The organism is Kitasatospora sp. NPDC048407, from assembly GCF_043200475.1.
Taxonomy (GTDB): Bacteria; Actinomycetota; Actinomycetes; order Streptomycetales; family Streptomycetaceae; genus Kitasatospora.
The window spans coordinates 114,914-140,615 of the sequence record NZ_JBICXW010000017.1 but is presented as its reverse complement, the minus strand read 5'-3'; the positions used below and the strand labels follow the sequence as shown (position 1 = coordinate 140,615).

The window sequence follows — 25,702 nt, the reverse complement described above, 5'->3', positions numbered from 1 at the left end:
TTGATATCGAGTGATTAAGAATCAGATGTCATGACATGTCAAGTCGCAAACTTTGCCAAGCCTTTATTTCTTCCACCTGCTGCGGGATCCGCCCCGGGGGGTGCAGGTCGCGCGCTACCTAGCGGCCTGTACGCTCGGCGGGCCGATGCGGCCGTCAATACGCGTGCCAGGCCGGCCGATGCACATCTGCAGGAAGACAAGGCGACATGAGTGCTCCCCCAAGACGTCCTCTGCGGCGGCTCATTGCCGCGCTGGCGGCCGCCATCGTCGGCTGGTCCCCTGCTGTGGCTCAGGCCATCGAGACCGTGCGGTCCGCAGAATGGCCACTCGACGCGGACCACTTCGACGCCGAGAAGGTCTGGACCGTCACCAAGGGCGAGGGTGTGACGGTCGCAGTGGTGGACAGCGGGGTCTCCGCCACCCATCCCGATCTCGTAGGTCAGGTCGTGCCCGGGGCCAGCTTCCTCGGCGACGGCAGTGATGGGCGCAGCGATAGCTCCGCTGAGTCCCACGGGACAGCCGTCGCCGGCATCATCGCGGCGTCGGGCGGTCGGGACGGCACGGGCATGACCGGGCTCGCCCCGGCCGCCCGCATCCTGCCTGTCCGGGTCACCGCGGGGGAGGCGGTGGCGCCGTCCCTCCTGGCCCGCGGCATTACCTGGGCGGTCGACCACGGAGCCCAGGTGATCAACGTTTCGATGACCACCCCCCAGCCGGACGCTCTGCTGCACCAAGCGGTCCAATACGCGATCCAGCAGGATGTGGTCGTGGTCGCCTCTGCGGGGAACAGTGGGAACACCGACAACCTCCCGCAGTATCCGGCGGCATATCCCGGTGTTGTCTCCGTGGCAGGCACGGAACGCGACGGCGCTCCGTGGGCCCATGGTCAATCAGGTCGGGGCATAGCCCTGGCTGCTCCTGCGACGGACATACTTTCCACCAACGACCAAGACGCGTACGTCAATGCCGACGGGACGAGCTACTCCACCGCCTACGTGTCAGCGGCCGCCGCGCTCGTCCGCTCTCGTTTCCCCGCTCTGAGTGCCGGTCAGGTGATCCGCCGTCTGACCGACACCGCAGACCATCACCACGCAACGCCCGACGCCCGCTCGGGTTATGGAACGATCGCTCCTCTCCGGGCGCTCACCGATCCGGCTCCACCCGCCGCTGATCGCGGCAATCCACTCCTTTCCGTCCCCACGACTGCGGCCTCCTCAAGCGACAGTTGGGGCCCGTCCGTCCCATGGGCGGCCTCCGCCTGCGCTGCGGCCGCCCTGGCCTGGGTGGCACTCGCCCTGCGGAAGCGGCGCCAGGGCACAGCGCCCTCCGGTGTCATACCCCTGCAGCCGACCGTCCGGAAGAAGAATCCGGCGGGCACCGCACGCCGTACCGGCAATCAAAAGAAAGGACCCCGCCGATGAGAATCCCCGCAGTCCTCACCCGCCGCCGATGGGCCGCGCTCGTGGCGGCGGGCGGCGCGGCCGCTATGGCTGTTGCCATCCTCGTCTGGCCCGACGACGCCCCCGAACTCCCTCCCCTCGTCCCGGCGATGGATTACTCCGGGCGTACCCGACTCTGTCTCGCCTTCGATGACGACGACCACGGCAGGGCCACCGCCGCGACCGCGCGGAGCGTCATCCATGACGCGGCGGACGCCCGAACCACGAACGTCCAGGAATTGGCCGTGCCGGCCACCGCCCCGAAGGAGGCGTCCTCATACCTGGCCGGGCTTGCGGCGCAGCACTGCAATCTGATCGTCACTGCAGGCCCGGTCGCAGCCAATGGCGTGTCTGCACTCACTGCGGCGGATCCGACGCTGCGCTTCGTGGTCGTGGACTCCCCATCGAACCCGCAGGGCCCGACAGTCACCGTCGTGAAGCCGCAGGACCTGGCGCAGGCACTGCCATCACAGATTGTGGCCGTCTCCCGATCGGTGCCCTCCCGCTGACCGGCCGGATCCGTAGGCTGGCGGGCCTCTCCACGCGATTTCGGGGAGGGTAATGTCTTGCCGAGCTTCTGCGCGCCGTGCTCCAGCGCTTTGACGATCTGGTTGCTCATTCGAAGCTCACCCCCGCGATCTTGGACTGGAACACCTGCGTGTGGCCGGCGACGGTCTCCGCCTGGTCGTGCATCATCCGCGCGTGCTCCTCGAGCGCGTCGGGGTCGATCTGGAAGCCGGAACCTCCCCCGCCGGCGGACACCCCTAGCGCGGACTCCGCCGCCTGGAACACCCTCCTCCCCTGCACCGCGTTCGCCACCGTGTCCACCAGCGGACCGATCGCGGCCTCCACCACCTGCGCGATGATGTACTGCTCCAACTACTGCTCGAGGTAGTTGATCAGGCGCTTCGCGGTCTCCTCGATCAGGATCACGGCGGCCTCCGCCGCGCTGAGTGTGGCGACGGCTGCGGCCTGGTCGGCGATGAACGCGGCCGCCAGCGCGACTAGTTCACCGATCGTCTCGACCTTCATCGCGATGATCACGTCCGCCGCGATGTCCAGCGCGTCGGCGACCGCGTGGCAGGCCTGGACGAGTTCGTTGAGGTGGCTGTCCGAGATCGATGCCCACTTGGCGAGCAGCGCCTCGTACGACGCGCCCTGGCACGCCTCCCCGAGTTGCTGGACCGTGGACCTGGAGCGGGCACTTGAATCCCGCGTACATGCTGTTGTTCGTGTGGAAGGGTGTAAGTCGCACCCTGCGGTCGAAGGAGGAATTCGTGTCCACGGAGGAGACCGTCGAGTGGGTGGAGCAGTGGCCGCCTCCGCACGGCATGTCGATTCGCCAGGTGTACGCGGTGGTCTTCGAGGCCGAGAGCGGTGCCGTGGTTGTTCAGGACGATGCCGGACGCTGCAACCTTCCTGGCGGGACTCCGGAGGAGGACGACGAGGATCTGGTCGCCACGCTGCGGCGTGAGTGCTACGAGGAGAGCCAACTCGTTCTGAAGGACTGGGAGCCGGTGGGCTATCAGGTGGTGCGCGAGGTCGGGCGCGATCCTTACGCCCAGGTGCGGTATGCAGCGCTGCTGGAGCGCGCCGACCCGGTGGCGCCGGACCCGTGCACGGGCCGGGCGTACGGACGGATTCTGGTGTCACCGTCCGATGCCGCCGAACTACTCGGGTGGGGTGATCGGGGCGCCGCTCAGCTGCATGCCGCATGCCGCGTCGCCGTGCAGCGGTGGCGTCTGACGATCCCTGCCGCGGGTGTGGAGCGACGCGATCTGGTGTAGGCGGGTGATCGTGTACGCGGCCGCGACGACGGTGGCGCGTACCAACGCCAGCACTCGCAGGTTCCAGGGGAGTTCGCCTGTTCGGCAAGTAGGGCGGACGGTCTCCCGCAGGGTGCGGACGAGCGTGCGGTAGGGGCGCCATCGCGACAGGCGCCAGAGGCGGGTGCCGTGGAGGGTTCGGCAGCGGGCCAGGCCCTGGCCGGACAGGGCGCTCTTGCGCAGGAGCGCGCCGGTGCCGAGGTGGTCGTGGTGGTCGGTGCTCATGCGCGGGTCGAAGCAGATCCGGCCCGCGAAGCCAGCTGCGACGAGCCGGAGTTGATAGTCCACGTCTTCGAAGGCGCCGCGGGTGAAGGCGGGCGCGGTGATCCGGTGGCTGCGGGCGGTGGGAAGGTCGACGAGCATGTTCCCGCCGGCGGCCATCATCGGCGGTGCGTGCCGGATGCGGGTGGGCACGGCGCGGGCTGCGGTGATCTTGGCCGAGGATTCCGCTTCCCACGCGCGGATCCGGCCTCCGGCTCCCTTCGGGTGGGCCGGGTAGCGGGGGCCGAAGGCCAGCACGTTGCCGCCCGCAGCAACGTCGTGGACGGCTGTCCACCAGCCCGGGCGGGGCGGGCAGTCGTCGTCGAGGAAGGCGACGTGCGTGAGGTGCGGCGCCGTCGTCGCGAGGTGGTCGACGAGCCAGACACGAACGGCTCCGATCCGTAATTCCGTGCCGGTCTCGACCAGTTGCGCGCCCGCTGCGGCGGCTGCTCGGCGGGCCTCGTCATGGGCGGGGGTACCGGTGGATCCGGTGAACAGGACAGTGACCAGGTCTGGGGGTGCCTGGGCGGCGAGCGCGGACAGGACGACGGGCAGGGTGACGGGCGCGGTGTGGGTGACGACCACAACCGTCACGGCGGGGGTGCGCGTCACAGGCATTGGCGGATCGCCTCCAGCAGGTGGTCAATCACGCGGGTGGTGGTGTGCTCGGCGGCGTGCGCGCGGGCGGCGGCGCGCAGTCGGTCGAGCCGGTCTTCGTCGCACAGCAGCGCGACGGCCCGGTCGGCGAACGCGGCATGCACGTCGGGGTGCCCGGCGGGGCCGGGGACGAGGAGGCCGGCAGTGCCGTCGGCGGCGCGCTCGCGCAGGGCGGCCCGGTCGGAGAGGACCGGGACGACGCCGCAGGCGGACGCCTCCAGCGCGGCGATGCAGCACATCTCGTCGTAGTCGGTGGGGTAGAGCATGAGCTGGGAGGAGGCGAGGGTGCGCAGGTAGGTGGCGCGGTCGACGTCGCCGAGGTAGGTGACGCCGTCGGGGAGACGGGTAAGGGCGGGGACCTGGTGGTGGGCGAGCGCGCGGGCCTGGCAGGGGCTGTAGCCCCAGAGCCGGTAGCCGCCCATGACGGTCAGGGTGGCCTCGGGGACTTGCTCGCGCAGCCGTGGCCAGAGGGTGAGGAGCGGGCCGAGGCCGCGTTCGGGGACGCTGGCGTGCACGCACCGGAAGCGTTCGCGCGGTACGTTCGCGAGCGGGGCGGGGTCGATGTCGTGGCCGCAGCTGTGGACGACGTATCCGTGGCGTGGGGTCAGCAGTGGGGCGTAGCGGGCGTGGGCTGCTTGGGAGCCGACGAAGGCGAGGTCGCAGGCGGGTGCGGCTCCGGCGAGGCCGGGGGTGGAGCGGTCTCCGATGTAGAGCAGCTTGAGTGCGCTGTCGGGGACGGTGCGCAGGAGGTCGGCGTTGCGCCAGGCGATGACGGCCCGGGCGGGGCGGCGGGGTTGGGGTGCGGTGTTCGGGGTGCACCAGCCGTCGGCTGCGAGTTCGCGGCTCGGGTGGTCGTCGCCGTCGGCCGGCGGGCCGAGGAGGACGCGTACGGTGATGCCGCGTGCGCGTAGATGCTGCCACCAGGTGACGAGGGTGGCCTCGTTCCCACCGAGTCCGCGGGCCAGTCGGCCGGGCGGGAAGTAGCGGGTGCCGGGGGCGAGGATGTCGAGGACGAGGGTGTTCATCGGCGCTCCGTCAGGGTGTGGGCGTAGCGGGTCAGCAGGTTCATGGCTTGGCCGTCGGGCAGGCGCACTCCTCGGTCCGTATATCGGGCGAGGGCTTGGTCGGGGGTGTCGCCGCGGGCGATGAGGACTGCGAGGGCGAGGAGGCCGGCGCGGTCCAAGCCGAGCAGGCAGTGGGCGAGAACCGGGTGGGGGCTGTGTTGGACGGTGTGCACGGCCTGGTGCAGCCGTGGCAGTGCCGTCTCGTCCCAGTAGGGCAGGGGCAGGTGGCGGATATCGGTGGCGGGCGGCGCCGCCCAGGTGGCCGGGTAGTCGCCGGGTTGGGGCGGGCGACGGCGCAGGCACAGGACGGTGGCGGGCTGTTCCGGGAGGGTGCGGGCCGTGGCTGCGGAGGAGATGTGGAAGCCGGGCAGGACCTGCCACGGCCTGGCGGGCTCCGACCCTGCGGGGGTGTGGGAGGTCATTTCGGTGCCGAATCGAGTTCAGCGAGCGCGGCGATCTGTGCCGCGGTCTCGTGGGGCGGCTGCGTGGAGGTGTCGATCAGGTGGTAGCCGCACTGCTGCGCGAGGTGGGTCAGGTGGTTCTCGACCTGCCGGTGGTGGCCGGCGCCGGGGCCGAAGCGGTGGTCGTCGCGGAGGTTGCGGACCTCGGTTCGCAGGTAGCGGTCGCAACGCACTTCGAAGGGGCTGTGCAGCAGCACCGCCAGGTCGACGCGGCGGTGCAGCACCGGGGCGAGGCATGCGGCCGACCGTGCGAGCGTGCGCCGGTTGCGGGCGAGGTCGTTCGCCCAGACCCGGCACACGTACGACTCCTGGAGCCACACCTGCTGCGCGGCAGTGGCCGGCTCGCCCCGGCGCACGGGTTCGATGGCGAGGTCCGGCAGGTAGGCGAGGTGGAACAGGGCCGAGCGCAGTACGTCGGGCAGGTGGGGGGTGCGGTAGGCGGCTTCGATGAGGGCCGGCATGGCGCCGCCGGTCAGGGAGGTGGTCGACCGCGTCACCTCGGTGCCCTGCCGGTTCAGGAGTTGGGCGAGGTGGCGGCAGACGGTGGTCTTGCCGGTGAAGTCCATGCCCTCGACGACGATCCGGATCACCATGCGGGCCCCCGCGAGGTGGCGGCCCGCGCCGCAGTCAACTGGCGGACCAAATCGGCGGCTTCGCCGGCGGCCCGCTCGGGGGCGGTGGCATTGGTGTCGATCCGGCGCACCCGACGGTGGCGCCGGACCATTTCATCCAGGGCCCGGTAGAAGCGGCTCTCGAAGGCGGCGTCCGCGACGGTGGCTGCGTCGACGCCGTCGGCGCGGGTGCGCCCGGCCATACGCCGAAGGCGCACGGCGTGGGCGGCGCGGGTGATCAGGGCGAGGTCGAAGCGCGGGAAGAGTTCCGGGTGGCGGGTGGCCCAGCGGGCGGCGGGCCAGTTCCCAGCTGCGACGCCGTAGGCGACGGCCCGGTCGACGTAGGACTCCTGGACGATCACGTCGAGACGGGTGTCGTCGAGGACGCCGGGCAGTGGGCCGTCGAGGATCGCGGAGGCGATGAACGCGGCGTTGAGGCGGCTGCTGGCCGGCCGGTGTCCCGGCACGGTGCGCTCCAGCCACCGGCGCTGCGGGTGGTGTTCGGCGAGGCAGCCGCGGTGGTGGAGTACGCGCAGGCCCGTGGTCTGCAGTTCCTCGACGAGCAGGCGCGTCAGGGTGGTCTTGCCGGTGAGGTCCATGCCGTCGACCAGGACCGAGACCGGCCGTGCGGCGTTGCTCCGACGCGGCTGGAGGGTGGGGGCGGGGGTGTTCGGGTGGTGCCCGGTTGTGGGTACGGCGGGGTCCGCGGTGGCCATGGAGGGCTCCTCGTCTGTACGACGGGACGTTGAGCCTCCATGGCACCGCTTCTCAACTTGCCTTCCCAGAGACGAAGTTGGGACCTTGGCGGGACCAGTCCGGGAGAAAAGTGGGATGCGGCTAGGACGCGGCCGGGCCCGGTGGGGACAGCAGGCTCAGGGCTGCCTGCCGGTAGGCGGCGTAGACCTGGGGCAGCGCGGCCAGGTTCGCTCGCTCGTCGGTGCCGTGCAGTCCCTCGTAGGACACTCCGAAGCCGGCCGTCGCCGGGATGCCTTCGCCGGCGAGCAGGTTGCCGATGTTGGAGGGGCCGGCGACCTTCGGACGCACGCGCAGGCCCTGGGCCTCGGCGGCGCCCACGAGTGCGGCGGCGGGCTGCTCGTCCTGGCCCAGGCGGAACGGCGGCCAGCTCGCCACTGGCGTGATGTCCGTCGGCCGCGGGGCGGGCATCTCGGCATCAAGTTCCGCGACGGCCTTGCGGATCAGCGCCTCGGCCTCGTCGGCTCCGAAGCCGGGGACGGTGCGCACGTCGATGTTCAACTCGCACAAGTCCGGGGTGACGGAGAAGCCCGCGCCGCCGTGAAAGGCGGTGACCGTCAGCTTCGGGGTCAACGGAAAGCCCGAACTCCCGTCGCTGCCGGGAAGTTCGGCCGCGTCCAGCAGGTGGACGAGGTGGGCTGCGCGGGAGACGGCGCCCACCACGGTGCGGCTCGATCCGGAGTGCCCAGACGGGCCGTGCACGGCGACCACGGCCCGCCACAGGCCGCGCCCGCCGACCACGACCTCCTCCAGCCCCGGGTAGCCGATCATCACGCCGGACGGGCGGGCCGCGCGCTCGTCGGCGAGGTAGGCGCGCGCGCCGCCGAAGGCGCCGGTATGCTCGTCGACGTCCAGCAGCACGGCGAGTCCGCCGTGCAGTTCGGCGGCGCGCGGCAGCAGGTCGGCCGCGATGTGGCAGAACATTGCCGCGGCGAGTTTCGAGTCGGCGCTGCCCCGCCCGCGCAGCCATCCTGACACGACGTCACCGCACGTGGGGGGAAATGACCATGCGCTCTCGTCGCCGTACGGGGCGGTGTCCACGCACGCGTCCAGCGCCCACCACCGGCCTGGCCGCCCGCCGGGAATCTCCACCAGCAGCCCCGCCAGCTCGCCCTGGTGGTGCAGGCGCCGCCACGGCAGGCCCCGGGCGCCGAGCCAGTCCTCCAGCACCGCGAGCACCGGCCCGTAGTCGTCGATCCCGGCTCTGCTCGGCCGGCGGACGAGTTCCTGTGCCAGCTGGATCACCGACGCTGCCCGAGCCTCGGCCCGTTCGTCCTCACTGCTGCTCATGTTCTCTCCCCGCCACGTCAGTTGTGCCGCACCGGCAGCGCGCGCACCGTCTCGGTGGTCTCCACCGGGCGCGCCCCGGCTGCCGCTTCCCGCCCATGGTGGACCAGGCCCTGGGCCGCCTCGCGACCCAGCAGCACCCCGCAGTCGAAGCCGTCGGAGCCGTGCAGCGACGGCAGCGGGACCACCGCCTGTGTCTCGGAGGCGACGAAGAAGCGTTCCAGCGCCGGCCCCTCGACGATGCCGATGTGCAAGGTCTTGATGCCGTGACGACGGGCGCGTGGATCGCGCAGCTCCAGCAGCCGCACGAGGTGGTCCGTAAGTGCACGGTGGCGGGGCGGCCCATACAGAACCCGGTAGTGCACGAGTCCGGGGTACTGCGCCACCACCGTCTCGATCGCCGTCAAATACGCCTTCTCCCGCGAACGGCTGCCCGTGACGACCAACTGCTCGCGCGCGCCCGCCACCACGCCGACCATCGCCTCCATCAGGTCGGTCCACCGTGTGAGGACCTTGAGGACCACCCCGGTTCCCGAGGACTCCAGCACGCTGGCCGCTTCTCCGTCCTGGTGCGCGAACAGCACCTCGGGACGCTCTCCGAACAGCCTGGACAGCCCCACGCGGTTACGGTGACCGGTGCGCCGGCGGCCCGTTTCCCAGGCGCTGACCAGACTCCCGTCCGCCGAAAGCTTCGTGATCCGGTTCAGAGCGGCGGCAACCTCCTCCTGCGTCATGTTCCGAGCCAGTCTGGCGCGCCGAAGCGCCGAGTCGTCACCATCGGACGCAACCATGATCGCCGTCCCTCCCGTCCGCCGACCGACACCCCCCGAGCCTTCCCCGAACGTCCATCGTCCACCGCAGGCCGCCCCGTACAGCTGCCGCAGGACCGTGTGCATCCCAGCGAGTTATCCCCTGGGGAGCGCTGGCCATCGCTCCCGCAAGGCGCCCCGTTGCGATCCCCGCGCGGATGCTGTGGGCTGAGAGCGGTCGACTCGTGACCCAGCCTCAGATCGTGTGGGTCTGCAACTGGGTGCTGGCACCGGAGACACGCCCAGTTGCTCAGTGGTCATGCGGCCAAGGCGGCGCCGATGTTCGCGGCTGGGACGAACGGGATCAGGCCAGCGCGTTGTAGACGCCGCCCCACCCAGCGGCAATGTGGTCGCCGCGGGTGAAGACGGCGGCGCCGGTGCGGCCAGCCGACGGGTCGTCGGGGGCGGCTTTCGGGTAGGGCAGGTCGACGGGCGTGTTCCCGATGGTGTGGTGGGTGTACGCGGTGCCGTTCCAGGTGACGGTGGTGGTGCCACGGGGTGCGTGAATGCGGGCGTGGCCGGGGTGGAGGGTGATGGTCGTGCCGGTGGTGCGGGTGGCGAGGAGGTTTCGGTAGTCGGGGGGTGCGAGGCGGTTGGTGGCGGGTGGGGTGGTGCCGGGCCAGTCCGGGGAGTCGATGTGGCGGGCGTGGGCGGCGCGCCACATCTCGGGGACGAGGGTGTGGGCGTGGGCGGGGGTGGCCATCTGTTCGCACATCCACAGCAGGCGGCCGGCGCCGCGGGTGGGGCCGAGGGCGCGCCAGCGGACGCGTTGGGCGAGGTCGGCTGCGACAGTGGCGATCCAGGGGTGGACGGTTGCGAGGTGTCCTTGGGCTCCGAGCCAGGCGAGGTATCGCTGGGCGTCTTCGAGGACGGGTGCCATGGAGGCGGCGGGGATGCCGCGGATGTAGGAGGGACGTCCTCTGAATGCCTTGGGTTCGCGGGCGACGAGGAGGAGGACGGCGCGGGCGAGGTCGCCGGCGGCCGGCTGCCAGGTGTTCTCCGGCTCGTCTTCGTCGTCGGGGGCGTCGGAGTGGTCGTCGATGTCGGTGAGGGTGCGCAGGACGTTGTAGAGCTCGGCTTTCGCGCGGTCGGTGAAGGGTGCTTGTTCCAGGGTGGGTAGGTGGGTGGCGAGTGCGGTGATGAGGGTGTCCTCGGCGGTGTCCGCGTCGTTCGGTGCGGGTCGGTGGGCGAGGTGGTCGGCGAGGGTGGAGGCGAGGTCGGCGTCGACCATGAATCGGCTGGTGAGGCGGCCGAGTTCGGTGGCTTCCAGGCGGTCGTCGCCGTCGGGGGCGGGGGTTCGGGTGAGGTAGGCGGTGTCGGTGAGGAAGTCGGCGGCGTCGTGGAGGGGGTCGAAGGGGTGCTGGCCCTGGTGGAAGGCGAAGGTGCCTTCCCACCAGTGTTCGGCGCTGGTGAGGGTGTGGACGCGGTTTTGGACGGCTTCGGCGAGCAGGTGGTCGGGGAGGCGGTCGCGGATGCGGGAGGTGACGGTGTATCCGGCGGCCAGGCGGGCCTGCCAGTGGTGGCGTTCGCCGGGCGTGGTGAGGAGGTAGGCGTGGCCTTCGCGTTCGCCGGCGCCGATGCGGCCGGCGCGGCCGAACATCTGCTGGACCATGGATACTTCGATGCGGTCCATGCCGATCTGGGTGTCTCGGACGATGACGGCGCGGGCGGGGAGGTTGACTCCGGCGGCGACGGTGGAGGTGGCGACGAGGATGTCGGCCTCGCGGGCGCGGAAGGCCTGTTCGGCGTCGTGTTTGTGGGGCCAGTCGCGGTAGTGCAGGCGTACTCCTGCTTTGGTGCACAGGCGCTCGACGAGGTCGGTGTCGTCCACATCGGCGCGGGCGGTGTCGATGCCGCGGTCGTGGGCGAGGGCGAGGGCGGTGGTGCGTACGGCGCGTTTGCTGCCGCAGAAGACGAGGACGCTGCCGCCGGCGTCGGTGTGGTGGCGGGCGAGGCGGACGGCGTGCAGGGTGCGGGTCTGGTTGCGGGTGGCCCAGTCGGGGGCTTCGGCATCGGCCGGCAGTTGAGGTAGTTGCCAGGTCTGGCGGGTGGGACGCCAGGGTGAGCGCACCAGGGTGGCGCCGAGCCATTCGGCGAGTTGGTCGGCGTTGGCGACGGTGGCTGACAGGCCGATGATCCGTACCCGGGCGGCGTCCTCGCGTACGCGGGCGAGGAGCGCTTCGAGGACGGGTCCGCGGACGGGGTCGCCGAGCAGGTGGATCTCGTCGACGACGAGGCAGCCGACGTCGGCGAGGATGGTGCGCAGGGAGGCGGTGCGACAGATCGCTTCGAACTTCTCGGTGGTGGCGATCCACAGGTCAGCGCGGCGGATCAGGTCGACGTCGACAGCGGCCTCGCCGGTGAGGCGGGCGACGCTCAGTCCGGCCCGGCGCCAGGAGGCGAGATCACGGTCGAGTTCGTCGGTCAGGGAGCGTTGCGGTACCAGCCAGGCGGCTTTGCGCCCGCGCTCGCGCGCGGTGAGGCAGGCGACCTGTCCGATCGCGGTCTTGCCTGCGCCAGTACGGGCGACGACCACCACATGGTCGTCGCCGTCGGTGACGGCAGGGACGGCGGCGGCCTGGACCGGGTTGAACGCCGGGTGCGGCAGCAACTGCTCCCATACCGCGGGCACCAATTCGGCGACGGGCGTGAACGTTGACATGTCGTCGGCGGGCAGGTCTTCCAGGGCGTCCCACTGGACCGCGAACGCGTCACGGGCCGCGTGCGCGGCCGGCCCCGCCACCGGGGTGGCCGCGCCGGCGGGCCAGGCGGTCAGGTCGGTGGGGCCGCCCAGGTCTGAGCGGGTGGTCACCACTTCTTCCTCCGCCCAGTGTTCCGCGGTGCGCACCTGAGTGCCGAGTGCGGTCAGACGCGCGCGCAGCGGGCCGTACTCCTCCCCCGCCGGGATGATGGCGCGTGCGTCCTCGCAGGAGCGCAGCAGGAGTTCGGGGGGCACGAGGCCGGGGTCGGTGAGTTTGGCCCACCACAGGGCGCGTGTCTCTGGCTGCGCGGGAAGCGGTAGGTCTTCGGGCCATGCCAGGGCTGGGGTGGCGGCCGGTGCCGCGCCGGCCGGGTGCGGCGGGCGGAGCGGGGTGACGGTCGGGCCTGGTCGGGTGGGTGCCGGGCACGGGGCGGCCGGGAACGGGAGGAGCCGGCCCCAAGCGGCTTCGGGGGCAGGCCTGGGGGCCGGGGTGGCCTTGGGCCGACCTGCGGGTCGGGTTCGGGCCGGGGTGTCCCGCAGGAGTTTGTCGTAGGTCTTCACGCCGAGGTCGGCGAGGGTGAACGCGCGCGGGCAGGTGGGGCAGACCAGCGCGGTGTACCGGTACTGGCGGCCCGCGGACTCGTATGGGCGGCGCAGTGAGTGCAGGGGGCCCTCGCAGTCGGGGCAGGGGCGGGGAACCTGTTCCTGGTAGGTCCAACCGGGTTCGGTGAACCGCTCGGGCAGGCCGTTTTCCGGCAGGTCGCTCTGCCATGTGCGGGCGAGGAGTTGGCGGATGGTCAGGCCGTCGGCGGTTTCCGTTTCGTGCACGGCGTTCACTGTGCCAGCGGCGGCGGAGTTTGCGTGGGGCTTTGCCCCAGCGGGGCGTTGGGTGTCGCCGTCGGGCATGCAGGTGTTCCGTTTCGGGGTGGATGGAGCGCGGGGCGGTTGGGGTGCAGCGGTGCTGGCCGGTCGGCGGGGCTCGGGTGATCAGGTGCTGCCGGGAGTAGGAGGATGGGGGATGGGGGGTGCGGCGGGGAGGTGGGTGTGGATGTGGGTGTGGTGGAGGAAGGGGTCGAAGGGTTCCCACTCGGTGACGGCGATGTCTGCGGCGGCGCCGTAGTCATGGACGACGCAACGTTGTCTGCGCCATCGCAGTTGGACGCTGTAGGGCAGATCGCTGAGGTAGTAGACAGCCATCTCGGCGGGCAGCAGGTGCGTGGCGAGGTGGCTGGGAGCAGTGCCCGCGGGTTCGACTGGCATGAGGGCCCATCGGCCCTCATGCCGGTCGGTGAAAGGGTTTCGGCAGCGGTCGCGGGTCCGGCTCTGGGCGACGCAGCGGATGTGGGTCAGCGGGCCTGGTGCGAGGTAGTGGGTGTGGAGCATGTGGACGATCGGGCGTTGCGGGGGTGCGGTTTCGATCTGTGCGGGGTCGGTCTTGGGGGTGGTGAGGCCTTGGGCGGCGGGTTGGAAGCCGTGGTTGACGAGGTGTCGGGTGTTCAGGGCGAGGGTGCGGCGCAGTTCGGTGAGGGTGGGGGTGGTGGCGCCGGTGTGGGGGCTGTTCGTGGGGCACAGGGCGGTGTGGGCGATGCGGCACCAGGCGGACCCGCTGCCGCCGGGGTGGGCGATGCCGGAGGCGAGGTGCCAGCGTTTAGGTGAGGGGACGTTGGCGGCGGCCAGTTCGGCGGGGTGGAGGGGAACGGGGCTGCCATCGGCGCGGTAGCACCATTCGATGAGGTTGCCGCAGAAGCGGCAGGTGGAGGCGGCGGCGGAGCGCAGCAGGCGGGTGGGGCTGTTGGGGTCGATTCGCAGGGTGCGGGTGGTGGGTGTGCCTTTGCGGGTTCCGTCCCAGTTGAAGCCGGGGGTGCAGGGGGTGGGTGCCATGCCGGGGACCGTCGCACCGGACGGGTCGGGGTGTTGGGGCAGCGGGGCGAGGGTGTCACCCGTGGGAGGGGTGGAGGTCGTCGGTCAGGCCGTGTTGTGACCGCGTGTTCGAATCCGGCTGCTCGTTCGGGTGGTTGTCGTGGTGCCCCGGGGTGGGGAGAACGTCAGGTGCCGGAGGGGGTGTGGTCGTCGCAGAGTCTGGCGGTGAGGTCGCCCAGTGGGAGTTCGAAGGCGTGGGCGATGGCGTGCCAGGTGGCGAGGGTTCCGACGGTGCGGCCCTGTTCGATCTCGATGAGGGTGCGGCGTGACAGGCCGCTGTGCTCGGCGAGTTCGTCGTAGCTCCAGCCGCGGCCGGCCCGCAGGCGCGCGAGCTCGAGGCGCAGCGCGGCGAGGTTGGGGTCGGGTGGCGGGGTGATCACTGTGCTATCGCACGGTGCAGACCCCTGCCCTGTCAGTGCAGACCTCTGCCCTATTTTTTCCTTTTTGCCGCCGACCTGATGGTGCAGAGGTCTGCACTAGGGTGGCCGCCGCTCCGCCCCGGGTTCCCCGCCGCCCGGCACGTTCGCGGACCGTGTGCGGGGGCCACGGGGAAGGGCTGCGGCGAATGCGCGAGGGCAGTGCGGCGTCGGACGGCGTGTGGTCGGCGGCCGTCGACGCGCAGCGCCGGGTGATGGCGTGCCGGTGCGCGGGCTGTGGGTATGCGAGCGGGCGGCTGGCGACTCCCTCGGCTGTGCGCGACGCGGCCATTGCGCATCTCGCCGAGCATGTGCTGCGAGAACGCCTGCTTGCTCATCTGCGGACCTGTGCTTGCAGGACAGCTGGCTGCGGGTGGCATCTGGGTCGTCATAGCTGTGGTGGGCAGATTGTCCTCGTCCTGTTCCGCGGCCCGGACGGCCGGTCGTGGCACCTGGCCGATGTGTGCGAGACGTGCGCCAACTCCGTCCCGCGGGCCGTTCGTGTCCCCTGCGCCCCCGATCTCAGTCCCTCCCCCGTACCGGTCGACGGCCCGGTTCGAAGGCGCCGCGGTGGCGAGGCGCACGCTGTCACCGCGCAGCGCTTGGTCGCGCGGGCTGCGCTCGCCCACGTTGCCACCCTGCACCAGCGGGTCGGTGCCGAGGCCCGACTGCTTGCGTTGGTGTGCGCACTTCGCTGTCGCAGAACCGGCGTCGCGCCGCTACCTCCAGGTTTGGTCCGGTCCCTACGCCTCGCCCAACCCGCTCGCGCTCTCCGCGAGTTGCAGGATGCCGGGTGGCTGCACTACCTGGGCCGGCCCCTCGGCGGTCCGGCTGCATTCGTCCCCGACCTGGCCGGCCATCGACGCGGCCGCGCCGGCCAGTGGGCACTGCGGCTTCTGGCCGACCCCCGTGTCGCTTGCCTGGACCCGGCCGCCCGGCTGGCCGTCCTCGCGGTCCTCGCCTGGGCCGAGCAGCCCGGGGAGCCTTTCCTCGTCGAACCCGAAGCCGCCGCCCGCACCAGTGGTCTGTCTCTTCGGCCCTTCGGCGCAGCCGTTGCCCGCGCCTGCGCCACGGGCGCTCTCGGCATCTGCACCGTCCTGCCCAGCGAGTTGCTCCGCTGTGTCGCCCTCGTGCCGGGCCCGTCCGTGCGGTCGAATGCACGGGGCTTTGGCACGCAGAACGCGGCCTGGGCCTCGGGCGGTCCTGACGCCCGGTAAGCCTCGCCTGCCGTTCTCCCGGCTGCTTGTCCGCTGGACGTCGGACTGCGGTCGAACCGTCTACTGACTCACCCACGTCGAGGTGTTGATACTCGCGTCGAAAGGTGCGGGCCGCTCTCACGCCCCGGGCGAAGGCCCACTCCGCAGTACCGCCGAGCCGATTGAAGGACGCTCCATGCCTCCGATTTCGGGTTACCTGGTCCCGATGACCAGGTGGGCCGCCACTGCCCGGTAGTGACGGCGGATGTGTGGCGCTCACGCGGCAGATACGTCACCGCATGTGCCGTGGCTGCGGCGCTTTTTCGGGGGCGAACGGGCGCACGGACGTGGAACCAGGGACGTCGAGGGCGTGGAGCAGGTCGGGATGGAGACGGTGGTGGTCCCCGGAATCGGTGAGGTTGCGTTCGGTCAGGAGTGCCAAGTCGGCGGAGGTAATGGGCGAGCGCTTGTCGGGACCGGCGAGGTGGTGGTGCAGCAGGCGCAAGGCGGCGGCGGCTTCGGCGGGGGTGAGGTCGCTGGGGGCGTAGCCGGCGGCATCGGCTTGTTCGCGCTGCTGGTCGGTCAGCAGGCCTGGTGTGCTGGAGAGCTTGATGGATTCGCGGGTTCGTTGGAGTCGCTGAGGGCTGGTGGGTGAGCTCTGGAGGCGGCGGTGCAGGGCGTTGGCGGCTCGTTGGAAGCGGCCGGGTTCCCAGCCGAGGGCTGCGGCGAGTGCGCCGGGTTGGTGGCGGGTGCCGTCCAGGAGTGCCGCGTGGAGTGTGGTCGGATCGGTGGGGGTGGTGGGCTCGGGTTCGGGGGCATCCTGCAGGAGGTTCTGAGGCGGGGTATCGAGGGCGGCTGCCAAGTACAGGAGGCGGGCGGCGCTGAGGGTGTGCAGGTCGAGTTGGCCCTCGAAGCGGGAGGGCTTGATACCGGTGATCTGGGTGAGGTCGTCGTCGCTGAGCCCGCAGTCGGCGGCGCGGCGGCGGATCCGGGGGATGTCGAGTTGGGGTTCGTCGGCAGCGGGTTGGTCGGTCACTGGTATTCCTCGATGCGGGCGGCGGGGGCAGGTTCACCGGACGGGTCGGGGCAGAGGTTCGGTGAGGCGGTGGCAGCGGGCGTGTTCGTGCCAGTCCTTGCCGGGATGGGGATGGACGAGCGCGGGGATTGGCATGCCGCCGTCCAAGGTGAGGGCTTTGAGGCGGTGTCCGAAGCACTTGGTGAAGAGCATGGAGGTGTCGTCGGTGCGTGACTCGCGCCTGCGGTAGTCGACGGCCGCCAGGAGGAAGGGTCTGGCCCTGGGCGGGACGGCGTAGAGGGTGTCGGGGCCTGGCGGTTCGCCGACGGTGGTGCGCGCGTCGGGGTTGACGACCAGGTGGCTTCCGTCGGGGCTTACCCCTGCGATGAGGACATGGCCGAGGTAGGCCGTGGAGGTTCCGGTTACCAGGAGGGCGGTGAGCGCCGCCGCGCGGACCGGGTTGAGCACCTGAGTGCGGATCTGGTGGGCGATGCGGGGGGTGAAGGGGACCGTGGTGATGCCGGGTCCGCCCAGGTGGGCAAGGCCCTTGGGGAGGTCGAGCAAGACTCCGTGGCGTAGGAATCCCGCTTGGGCGCCGCGCAGGCGTGCGAGGGTGTGGCGACGGCTGGGGCTGGTGACGGTAAGGCGGGCCAGGAACAGTCGCAGTTGTGCGGGTTCGTCCCACGGGCGGGGAGGGGGCGCGGTGTCGGCTTTGAGTGTGTGCGTGGGGCGGTTGAGCCAGGTGCCGGCGGCGAGGAAGCCGGCACGGTACTGGCTGTCGGCGTGGTGGTGGTCGGCCGGGTCGAGGTGGCGGCGCAGGTCGGCGCGGAATCGGGTGACGCCGCTGGTGGGCAGGGGAGGAAGGTGGCGGATGTGGTCGCGAGGGGGTGGGCCCCAGCGGCGCTGGGAGGGCGGGCCTAACAGGCTGATGGCCTCGGTCGTGTCGGTGATCTGCTGCAGGTCGCCAGCCAGGCCCGCTTCCTTCAGCCGGACAGTGAGCTGCCTGACGTCGCGGGCGTGCGGGGTGGCGGCGATCAGGACGAGGTGGCAGGCGGTCTGTTCGCGCAGGTCGGCGAGGCGGTCCAGGCGTTCGGGGGTGAGCAGGTGGGCCCGTAGGACGGTGATCCGGTGTGGGCCGCTGACTCGGATCCAGGCGGTGATGGATCGCCAGGCCGGGCCTGCCTCCAGTTTTTCGCTTCCGGGCAGGAGCACGCCGCTGCGGCCCATCGCGTGGAGGATGTCGCGGGCGAGGTATGAGCTGCTGCTGGTGTGCGGGGTGGGATCGACGGTGAGCCGACCGCGCTCGGGATTGGCGCTCATGCGCGCGGCGACGCCCAGGGCGTGGTCGTCGGCGCGGTCGAGGACGAGGGTGACGGGCGGGGCGGTGGGCAGGATGGTCATGGGCGCCTGGGTCGGGGGGCGAGGGTGGTGTCCAGCCGGTCGATCAGCTGGTGGAGGAAGGCTTCGTCGGCGTCGGTGTGCCCGGTGCGGGCCATGACGCGCAGCGCGAGGTCGGTGAGCGCGGCCCAGCGGCGTAGGTTGCCGCGGGCGTAGCGGGCGTCAGCGGATTCCAGGGCCTGGATCGGGGTGGTGTGCCACAGGGGGTGCAGGGCGGGAACCACATGGCGGGCCTCGTCGGGCGGCAGCGCGGTGAGGTTGAGCCACGCGGCTGTGCGGGAGTGGAGCATCTGCTGCCGGCGCAGTGTGCCGTGGCCTTTCTGGCCTTCGATCAGGACAACGCACAGGCGGGTGTCGAGGTCGTCGTAGAGGTAGCGGATGTACTCGAAGCCGGAGTCGGAGATCTGGTGTGCCTCGTCGACGACCAGGACGCGCAGGTGGGTGCGGAGCGTGGCGCGGATGGCGGTGTCGGCGGCGAGGGGATCCTTGGGGCGCGGTCTGCTCGTTTCGAGGGTTTGGTGGAGTGCGGTGCGGATGTCGTCGGCTCCGGGGTTGGAGCGCAGCGGCACGTGGTGGGCGGTGAGGTCCGGGCGGGTGCTGAGGGCCGCGTGGACGGCGAAGGTCTTACCGCAGCCGGCCGGCCCGGACACGCACATGATCGATTCGGTGGCTGCGACGTCGGCCAGGCCGCGGATGGCGGCTTCGACCTGGCTGGTGCGCAGGGCCCGGGCCCCGTCCAGGTGAAGGAAGTGCAGGTCGGGGCTGATGCCGGACAAGATGGCAGGCGGCTTCGCGCCCGTCCGGCCGTTGCGGACGCCTGATCCTGCCCGGACTTGGCGGGTCGTCAGCACCGGCGCAGTGCCCAGTCGAGAACCTCCTCGTCGATGCAGTCCTTGCGCAGGACTGTCATGCCGCGCAGGCAGAGGAAGGTGACTTTCGCCCACATTCTGAACGCGCCACCGCACTTGTTCGTGTCCGCCTTGAGGATCAGGCGCTCGTCGACGCCTTCCCAGGCAGGGTGGAACTTGGGGATGACGGTGAGGACTTCGCTTTCGTGCATAGGCAGCACTTCCTGGCGGATGTAGATCCGGGAGGCGAGTGCCGGGTCGCTGCACAGGGTGTCGTATGCCTCCTTACCGCCGACGAACAGGACGGCTGGTCGGTCTCGCTTGCAGGCGTCCCACAGGTTGCGGACGAACTCGAAGCACTCTCGCCGGTACTGCTGGGCCTCGTCGCACAGGATGACGTAGCGGCGGCGGGGCAGGGACTTGCGTAGGAGTTCGTCGAACTCGGTGGGGGTGCCGGGCTTCTTGCTGGGCAGGCCCATCTCGTCGAACAACGCCCACCTCAGGTCTTTCGGGCCGGGGCGGGAGCGGGTGAACTTGAGCGACAGCAGCAGGTCGGGTTCGAGCTGTTTGAGGGCCTGTTCCACGCCGAAGGTCTTCCCGAGTCCTGCGTCGCCGTAAATGCAGCTCATGGCGCGGGCTTCGATGGTGTCGGCGATGTTGTCCTGCATTTCCAGCAGGGCGTCGGTGACGACGACCCTGGCGTCGGGAAGGTCGAGGTACATGCCGGCCCCGTCGGGTTCCTCGGATCGGCCTGTTGGGTTCATGCGTCGTCGTCTTTCGGGGTCGGTCGCGGGCCCGGAAGGACCCACGAGTCGGCGGGCTGGATGCGGGGTTTGTATGGTTCGGCCGGTGCGCGGCGCACCGGCCTTGCCGCGGTGGCGTCGAGTTCGGCAGTGATCTCGGCGCGGGTGCGGCGCTTGAGCTTCGTGGGTTCCTGCGGAGCGTCGACGGCGCCGTAGCGTTCGCGGCGTCGGATCTGGGCGCGTTTGAGGGCTCGCGTGATGTTCGCTTCCAATTCCTTGCGGGAGGCGAAGACCTCGTCGAGCTGTTCGTCGGTCGCTTCGTCCGAGAGGTAGCAGCGGCCGAGGAAGCGGTTGGACCGGTACTCGTAGATCTCGATCTCGTGGTCGTGGTGCGGCATCCAGCGAATGCGGACCTCGCTGCCGATCCGGCCGGCGGCCTTCTCCGGCATGTAGGTGCGCCTGTTCCAGGTGACGCCGTGGCTGGTGATCTTGTATGCCTTGTCGTCGCTCTCGAGCATGAAGGCGCGCACGTCGTCGTGGGAGACCTCGCGGATCTCCACAGGGTCCGCCTCCCATGCCTGCAGCCGCGTCGTTCCGGTCTCCGGGACGATCTCCTCGGTGTTGTGGCGCTTGACCCAGTCACGGAGTTCGGTGACGAACTGCGTGAAGGCGATGGCCGGGTCGCCGTCGGTGACTCGGGTGCGGTGGTCCAGGAGCGGGGCCTTGGCGTAGCCCGGCAGGTCGGCGAAGAACCGCGTCATGGCGGTCCGGTTGAGGCGCTCGACGCCGCCCTTGTGGCGGGGGCTGTTCACGACGTGGACACGGACGCCGAGGGCTCCGAAGGCAGCGGTGACGGTCTTGGACAGGAAGTCCCGGCCGCGGTCGATCCGCACGACCTGCGGAAGGCCTCCGGCGGGCCCGTAGTGCTCATCGCGCAGGACGGCGTGACGAAGGGCGGCGAGGACCGATCCCCGATGCGCGGAGACGGGAGTGACGGCCCATCCCATGACGACGCCGTGGGCGCGGTCCTCGAACCAAGTGACCCATACGACCGCGAGTTCGCCGTTGGGCATCAGGACTTTCAGCGGAGCCCTCTTGTGGTCACCCTCCCACGCCTGGTTTCGGTGGACGGGGGGCCGTTTGAGCGCGGGGTTGTAACCGCGGGCTGCAGGGACGCCTTGCCGCAGTCCCGCCATGAATCCTGGGGTCAGGTCGCGGCGGATGGCGTCGTGGAGGGTCGTCAGTCCGACGGGCTTCCTGTTCTCCTCACGGGCCCTGCGGGACAGTTCTTCGTGGGCGCGTTTGACGTTCCCGTAGCAGTCCGCCAAGACGTCGATGACGTCCTCGGACACCTCGAACCTCTCGCGGGTCCGTTTCTCCGGGGTCCCGGCCTCCTTGGCTTCGGCCAGCCACCGCCACACGGTCCGACGCGTGCACCCCAGGGAGCGTGCGACCAGGCTCACCTCTGCGGTGATCGGCGTTCCGGAGGCCACCGCTTCCAGCAACTGCCCGACCGATGCGGGCCGCAGTTGCGCCGCTTCCTCTTTGGACAGTCCTCCAGGGTGCGGCTCCGAAGAATCACTCACCGGGCTCGCCGTCCAGCGAAGTCGGCATCATTCGATGCGAGTGGTCCGACAGCACGGGCTGCGCAGCCGAAACAGGGTCATGATGCATGGGACACCGCTCACCGAGGCGGGGCTAAGGACAACGGAGGCTGCAGCGAACACCGGACGCCAGTTCGACCGATCCGCTAACGGGCCGCCACACAGGCTCGCGTCGCCCGCCTCCGACAACGGACCCTAGGGACCGTCCATGTCCTGCCGCATCCCCCTGTTGTCCTTTCAGGGGAACGAGCCCCTGAACCCCTGCCGTGTCGGCCGACGCATGCTACGCGCCCGAGAGAACGTGCGAGGACAGCAGCCGCGTCGACAAACTCGGCCCGGTTCTTGAACGGATTGGGGCCTTGGTACCGCGCGGGCACATCCCGGCCTCTCCCCCGCCCGCGCGGCCCGCCCCGGCACATCCACCTACCGCGCTGCTCAACACCGTCCTCGGCGAACGTTCCCACCTGCCCCGGCTGTTGGACGAGCTCCGCGCCACTGGCCCGATCCCCCGCCATCGACGGCCGGACCGTGAACGGCCACGCCTGACGGCGTCGGCACCATTCTGGGCTGTTCGCTCCCCCGCGGCACCGTGTGCATGGAACGATCACAACGTAGCCAGCACGAAAGGCAGTGGGTATGGCTCAGGCAAAAGATCCTTTCGAGGCGGCCGCCTCGGCTCTGGGCTACCTGTTCCAGCTCCGCAAGGCCCTGCAGAGGTGCGTGGAGCTTTCCCGGGACGGGATCGAGTGGAACGTGGCCATCGAGGCCGCCGACGACGTCGAGGTGTCGACCGAGGCGGGGACCGAGCTCATACAGTTGAAGAGGCGCGCGCCCGGGATACGGCTGACGGATTTCCAACCCGATCTGTGGAAGACGCTGCGGATCTGGTCCGAGGGCGTCACCGGTCACCGGATCGATCTCGACGAAACGAACCTCTACCTTCTGACCACGGCCGAACTGCCTGCGGGGACGGCCGGGTTCCACCTGCAATCGAGAGCCAGCGGCCACCGCGACGAACAGGCGGCCGAAGCCCTCCTTGTCGCGGCGCGTGCCGCCTCGGGCAATACCGACCTCGCCAGCGCGTTCAAAGCGTTCGACAAGCTCACAGAGCAGCAGCGGGCCCGTCTCGTCAGCCGCATCGAGGTGATCGGCTCCGCCCCCGATCTGGACCGAGTCCGCAACGACCTGCTGGGTTACGCCAGCCTGGCGGTAGAACGGCGGTACGCCAACTCCTTCCTCCAGCGTCTGGAGGGATGGTTCTTCGAACGGGCCATCGTCCAGATGAGCTCTCCCGGCAGTGATCCGGTCTCCGGGGCCGAGTTCGACGAGTTCTTCAACGACCTGCGCCGCCAGATCGGCGAGCACAACCTGCCGATCGATCCCGACATCGCGGAGATGCCAGCGGATGCGGCCGACCACGCGGACGCATCCGACAAGGTCTTCGTCCACCAGTTGCGACTGATCGGCGTCGGCACCGAACGGATCGGTCTGGCTGTAAGGGACTGGCTTCGCGCCTTCACCCAGCGCTCCCGCTGGGCCGACGAGAACCTGATCCAGGCCGGGGAGATCGGCAAGTACGAACGCCGGCTCGTGGAAGAGTGGCAGGCCCGGTTCCTCGACATGCGCGAGGACCTCGGTGACGAAGCCGCAGAGGCTCAGATGCTGCGGGCTGCCAAGGTGATCTACCGGTGGGTCGACCAGGAAGCCCGACTACGTATCCGTCCCGGCTGCGACGAACTCTTCGTCACCAAAGGCTCCTACCAGATGCTCGCTGACGAGTTGAGGGTCGGCTGGCACCCGGACTTCGCCGCCCGGCTGGCCATGTTGCTCGAACCCGCCGGAGCCACCGATGGCCGGCCTTGAACTCAGCCGCGAGGAACGCGCCCTGTTCAACCCCGCGTTCACCGCTCTCGTGTGCGCCCGAGCCGTACAGGGCCACGCGAAGCAGTACCAACGGCCATGCCCCCTGCCGGTGGCGATGACCGCCACGGTGATGTCCCTCCAGCCCACCATCCGCAAAGCGCTACCGGCCACCATCCGTAACGGCCTGATGACCTGGCTCAACGAGCACGAAGCCGTCCGCGTCGCCATGAGCCGCAACGCCGCCCCTCTGGCCGCCGTCGTCCGACCAGGCATCCTGTTCGCCCTGCAGACCGAAATTCTGCGCCTGGACGGCCCGGCGCTGACGCTCACTCCACGAGCCGTCGGCCCGATCGCAGAAGGCGACACCGAACAGAACACCGCTATCCAGAGCGCCGCCCACCTGCTCGGACGCTGGCTCCCCAGCACCGGCAGCATCAGCACCGTCCTGACCCTCCTGGGAGTCCAACTGTGACCTTTCAGATCAACGCGGTCACCGTCTACGGTAAGCACCCCGGCCAGGTACGCACCGTGCCGTTCCACACCGGTGCCCTCAACATCGTCACCGGCGACTCCCGACGGGGGAAGAGCGCCCTGTTGACGATCATCGACTACTGCCTGGCCAGCTCCGACTACCCCGTCAAAGCGGGCAAGGTCCGCACCTACGTCAGCACCTACGCCATCACCCTCTCTGCTCCTGGGCGGCAGCTCTTCGTCGCCCGCCAGGCCCCCGCCGCCAAGAAGAACGTCAGCACGGTCCTGTGCCTCCTGCCCCAGGCACCGGGCAGCCCGGCCCCGCCTATCGAGGAGCTGGCCTTCAGCACCCCGTTGGAAGCGGCCAAGGACATCCTCAGCGACTTCTGCGGCATCGACCGCACTGTCCAAGTCCCCGCCGTCGCACGGGCGCAGACCATCGCCCCCTCAATCCGCCACGCCCTGTACTTCTGCGTCCAGGCCCAGAACGAGATCGCCAACCCAGACCTGCTGTTCCACTCCCAGGGCGAGGAGTGGAGACCGAACATCATCCGCGGCGTCGTCCCATACTTCCTCGGCGCGGTCGATCCCGAACAGGCGGCCCTGCGCCACCGATTGCAGTTGCTACGCCGAGAGCTCTCCGAACTCGAGGCGAAACTCACCGTCTCTCGCGCGCTCGGTCCCGCTGCCGGCCAGGCCCTGGCCCTGCTCGCCGAAGCCGCCGAAGCGAACCTGCTGGTACGAGGCGACGGCGAGCCAAGCTTCGAAGACGCCCTGCACTTGCTGGCTTCCGTCCTCTCGGGGGAACTGTCTGCCGGACCTCCTTCCGAGCGCGACGACGACCCTCTGGCCCAGGCCATGGCCCGGCGTAGTGAACTGCGGCGCGCCCATGGCGCCACCCGTATGCGAATCGCCGATCTCAAACGCGCTCTCGAGGAGAACAGCGACTTCGCCGGCCAGGCCGGCGAGCAGCGCTCACGCCTGGCCTCCCTCGGCCTGCTGCGCGTGAACTGGCAGGCCGCGCAAGTGGCACAGTGCCCGGTGTGCGAGTCCCCTGTCACCTCGGCCACCGCCACAATGGCCGCAATTACCCGGGACCTGGAACAGCTGAGCGGCGACCTGCAGGTCATCAGCAGCGACACCCCGGCCCTCCAGAGCCAGCTCGCCCGTCATGAAGAACATTTGCAGGCCCTGCGCTCGGCGCTTGCCCGCAACCAGGACGAGATCAACGAGATCAGCGCCGGCCTTCGCGCACTGCAGCAGGAACCGGACCAGGCGCAGCGCGCCGCGCACGTCCGAGGCCGTATCAGCCTCTATCTCGACACCGTCGCCCAGCAGCCCCGTACGGAACGTGTGGAGGACAACCGCGACCAGCTCCGGCAGCAGATCGCTGGCCTCGAGGCGCAGCTCAGCGATGACACCCAGGACGATCGCCTAACCAGCTACCTGTCGCTGATCAGCCAGCGCATCCGCGACAAAGCCCAGTCCCTGGCCCTTGACCACTCGAAGTCGCCGATCCGCCTGGATGTCAACAAGCTGACCATCATCGCGGACACCCCCGACGAAGGCCCGATCCGCCTGCCGGACATGGGAAGCGCCGAGAACCACCTCGGCTATCACATCGCCACCCTGCTGACCCTGCACGAGTGGTTCAGCGAACACTCCGGCCCCGTGCCGCGGGTCCTGATGCTGGATCAGCCCTCCCAGGTCTACTTCCCGCCCGACCACACCGGGGATCCGACGCTCCAGGGCAACGACCTCACACAGTTGCTGGACGTCTACCGCGTCATCGACGACACCGTGCGGTCCTTGGATGGTGCGCTGCAGGTCATCGTGGTCGAGCACGCAGACCTGGCGGATCCCGTCTTCCACGACCACGTCGTCGACCGCTGGCGCCACAGCAACGGCCAGGCCCTCGTCCCGGAGGAGTGGATCACCGAGCCCGACGGCGATTCCTGAGCCGGTCCTGGCACGACCGCCTTCCAAACGGCACTGCTCCCGGAATCCCGCCACGTCGCGCGGCCCGGGGCCGGCAGGTGCGGTGATACGTGCAGGTCTCGGATGCTGGCTGGCCCCTCCGCTTCCATCGGTTGTTCTCGGATGGGCTTCTCAGAAAGGCAGGGGCCCTGCAAATGGCGAGCCATGGGAAGAAGGTCGTCAGAGCGTGAGAAAGACAATGCGCCTGTGAACAACCGGCATTACCTTCGGGCCGCAGATGTCCACCCCGGTCGTCGCGGAAGCCGACGACCGGGGTAGGGGCACCATCTGAGAGCGTGGTCCTGGAACTACGCCACCCATTGGCGAGACGGAGAAGCACTCATCCCCCCAAGCGCTGTCTCGACCAGCAGCAGGTGAGCAC

The 25,702-nt window shown here is 70.2% G+C and carries 23 protein-coding genes; 6 read left to right on the top strand and 17 right to left on the bottom strand.

The genetic code is table 11. The annotated features are described in order from the left end of the window. Nucleotides 1-206 precede the first annotated feature (206 nt). On the top strand, nt 207-1,421 hold the full coding sequence (gene mycP / locus ACGFWJ_RS27270) for a type VII secretion-associated serine protease mycosin (RefSeq protein WP_392954318.1): 1,215 nt from the start codon (nt 207-209) through the stop codon (nt 1,419-1,421). Further along, a complete protein-coding gene (locus tag ACGFWJ_RS27265) occupies nt 1,418-1,948 on the top strand; it encodes a hypothetical protein (protein ID WP_392954316.1) in 531 nt (176 codons plus the stop codon). The genes mycP and ACGFWJ_RS27265 overlap by 4 nt, the downstream gene beginning before the upstream one ends. A gap of 106 nt (nt 1,949-2,054) precedes the next feature. Here ACGFWJ_RS27265 and ACGFWJ_RS27260 read toward each other — a convergent pair whose 3' ends face one another. Continuing rightward, on the bottom strand, nt 2,055-2,318 hold the full coding sequence (locus ACGFWJ_RS27260; RefSeq protein WP_392954314.1) for a hypothetical protein: 264 nt from the start codon (nt 2,316-2,318) through the stop codon (nt 2,055-2,057). After that, the gene (locus tag ACGFWJ_RS27255) at nt 2,319-2,483 is read right to left on the bottom strand and encodes a hypothetical protein (protein ID WP_392954312.1); all 165 of its coding nucleotides are present in this window, start codon (nt 2,481-2,483) and stop codon (nt 2,319-2,321) included. Nucleotides 2,484-2,716: 233 nt separating this feature from the next. On the opposite strand from ACGFWJ_RS27255, the gene ACGFWJ_RS27250 reads away from it, so the two are divergent. Next, nucleotides 2,717-3,226 carry an NUDIX domain-containing protein gene (locus tag ACGFWJ_RS27250; RefSeq protein ID WP_392954310.1) on the top strand — a complete coding sequence of 170 codons (510 nt, stop codon included), beginning with the start codon at nt 2,717-2,719 and terminating at the stop codon, nt 3,224-3,226. Here the strand turns inward: ACGFWJ_RS27250 and ACGFWJ_RS27245 are convergent. From ACGFWJ_RS27245 to ACGFWJ_RS27175, 15 genes are all read right to left on the bottom strand, one after another. Next, nucleotides 3,110-4,144, bottom strand: a complete 1,035-nt coding sequence (locus tag ACGFWJ_RS27245) for a hypothetical protein (protein WP_392954308.1) — start codon at nt 4,142-4,144, stop codon at nt 3,110-3,112. The two genes, ACGFWJ_RS27250 and ACGFWJ_RS27245, sit on opposite strands and share 117 nt — an antisense overlap. After that, nucleotides 4,135-5,208 (bottom strand): glycosyltransferase, encoded by a 1,074-nt coding sequence (locus ACGFWJ_RS27240; protein WP_392954306.1) that lies wholly within the window; start codon nt 5,206-5,208, stop codon nt 4,135-4,137. Before ACGFWJ_RS27240 ends, ACGFWJ_RS27245 begins: the two co-directional genes overlap by 10 nt. Further along, nucleotides 5,205-5,669, bottom strand: coding sequence for a tyrosine-protein phosphatase (locus ACGFWJ_RS27235; protein WP_392954304.1), 465 nt, complete (start codon nt 5,667-5,669; stop codon nt 5,205-5,207). The genes ACGFWJ_RS27240 and ACGFWJ_RS27235 overlap by 4 nt, the downstream gene beginning before the upstream one ends. Further along, nucleotides 5,666-6,301, bottom strand: a complete 636-nt coding sequence (locus ACGFWJ_RS27230) for a hypothetical protein (RefSeq protein ID WP_392954302.1) — start codon at nt 6,299-6,301, stop codon at nt 5,666-5,668. The genes ACGFWJ_RS27235 and ACGFWJ_RS27230 overlap by 4 nt, the downstream gene beginning before the upstream one ends. Beyond that, nucleotides 6,295-7,035 carry a hypothetical protein gene (locus ACGFWJ_RS27225; protein ID WP_392954300.1) on the bottom strand — a complete coding sequence of 247 codons (741 nt, stop codon included), beginning with the start codon at nt 7,033-7,035 and terminating at the stop codon, nt 6,295-6,297. Before ACGFWJ_RS27225 ends, ACGFWJ_RS27230 begins: the two co-directional genes overlap by 7 nt. Before the next feature lie 121 nt (nt 7,036-7,156). Continuing rightward, nucleotides 7,157-8,362, bottom strand: a complete 1,206-nt coding sequence (locus ACGFWJ_RS27220) for a M20 family metallopeptidase (RefSeq protein WP_392954298.1) — start codon at nt 8,360-8,362, stop codon at nt 7,157-7,159. A 17-nt stretch (nt 8,363-8,379) separates the two neighbouring features. Next, nucleotides 8,380-9,093 (bottom strand): XRE family transcriptional regulator, encoded by a 714-nt coding sequence (locus ACGFWJ_RS27215; RefSeq protein WP_392954296.1) that lies wholly within the window; start codon nt 9,091-9,093, stop codon nt 8,380-8,382. A gap of 379 nt (nt 9,094-9,472) precedes the next feature. Next, on the bottom strand, nt 9,473-12,697 hold the full coding sequence (locus tag ACGFWJ_RS27210) for a DEAD/DEAH box helicase (protein ID WP_392954294.1): 3,225 nt from the start codon (nt 12,695-12,697) through the stop codon (nt 9,473-9,475). A 159-nt stretch (nt 12,698-12,856) separates the two neighbouring features. After that, nucleotides 12,857-13,750, bottom strand: coding sequence for a DUF6083 domain-containing protein (locus tag ACGFWJ_RS27205; protein WP_392954292.1), 894 nt, complete (start codon nt 13,748-13,750; stop codon nt 12,857-12,859). A gap of 164 nt (nt 13,751-13,914) precedes the next feature. Next, nucleotides 13,915-14,169, bottom strand: coding sequence for a helix-turn-helix transcriptional regulator (locus ACGFWJ_RS27200; RefSeq protein ID WP_380330250.1), 255 nt, complete (start codon nt 14,167-14,169; stop codon nt 13,915-13,917). A gap of 1,524 nt (nt 14,170-15,693) precedes the next feature. After that, nucleotides 15,694-16,437, bottom strand: a complete 744-nt coding sequence (locus ACGFWJ_RS27195; protein ID WP_392954290.1) for a hypothetical protein — start codon at nt 16,435-16,437, stop codon at nt 15,694-15,696. Between the two features lie 33 nt (nt 16,438-16,470). Continuing rightward, nucleotides 16,471-17,817, bottom strand: a complete 1,347-nt coding sequence (locus ACGFWJ_RS27190; protein ID WP_392954288.1) for a hypothetical protein — start codon at nt 17,815-17,817, stop codon at nt 16,471-16,473. Further along, entirely contained in the window at nt 17,814-18,590 is a 777-nt protein-coding gene (locus ACGFWJ_RS27185) for an AAA family ATPase (protein ID WP_392954286.1), read from the bottom strand. Before ACGFWJ_RS27185 ends, ACGFWJ_RS27190 begins: the two co-directional genes overlap by 4 nt. 68 nt (nt 18,591-18,658) lie before the next feature. Further along, complete coding sequence (locus tag ACGFWJ_RS27180; protein WP_392954284.1) at nt 18,659-19,384, bottom strand: AAA family ATPase; 726 nt, start codon at nt 19,382-19,384, stop codon at nt 18,659-18,661. Between the two features lie 38 nt (nt 19,385-19,422). After that, nucleotides 19,423-20,757: a Mu transposase C-terminal domain-containing protein gene (locus ACGFWJ_RS27175; protein WP_392954282.1), complete on the bottom strand. Its 1,335-nt coding sequence runs from the start codon at nt 20,755-20,757 to the stop codon at nt 19,423-19,425. An 888-nt stretch (nt 20,758-21,645) separates the two neighbouring features. On the opposite strand from ACGFWJ_RS27175, the gene ACGFWJ_RS27170 reads away from it, so the two are divergent. Genes ACGFWJ_RS27170 through ACGFWJ_RS27160 form a run of 3 tightly spaced genes read left to right on the top strand, consistent with a single transcriptional unit; the run spans nt 21,646 to nt 25,302 of the window. Next, nucleotides 21,646-22,872, top strand: coding sequence for an ABC-three component system protein (locus ACGFWJ_RS27170; protein WP_392954280.1), 1,227 nt, complete (start codon nt 21,646-21,648; stop codon nt 22,870-22,872). Next, nucleotides 22,859-23,344 carry a three component ABC system middle component gene (locus tag ACGFWJ_RS27165; RefSeq protein ID WP_392954278.1) on the top strand — a complete coding sequence of 162 codons (486 nt, stop codon included), beginning with the start codon at nt 22,859-22,861 and terminating at the stop codon, nt 23,342-23,344. Before ACGFWJ_RS27170 ends, ACGFWJ_RS27165 begins: the two co-directional genes overlap by 14 nt. Next, the gene (locus ACGFWJ_RS27160; RefSeq protein ID WP_392954277.1) at nt 23,341-25,302 is read left to right on the top strand and encodes a DUF3732 domain-containing protein; all 1,962 of its coding nucleotides are present in this window, start codon (nt 23,341-23,343) and stop codon (nt 25,300-25,302) included. Before ACGFWJ_RS27165 ends, ACGFWJ_RS27160 begins: the two co-directional genes overlap by 4 nt. The last annotated feature ends 400 nt before the right edge of the window (nt 25,303-25,702 follow it).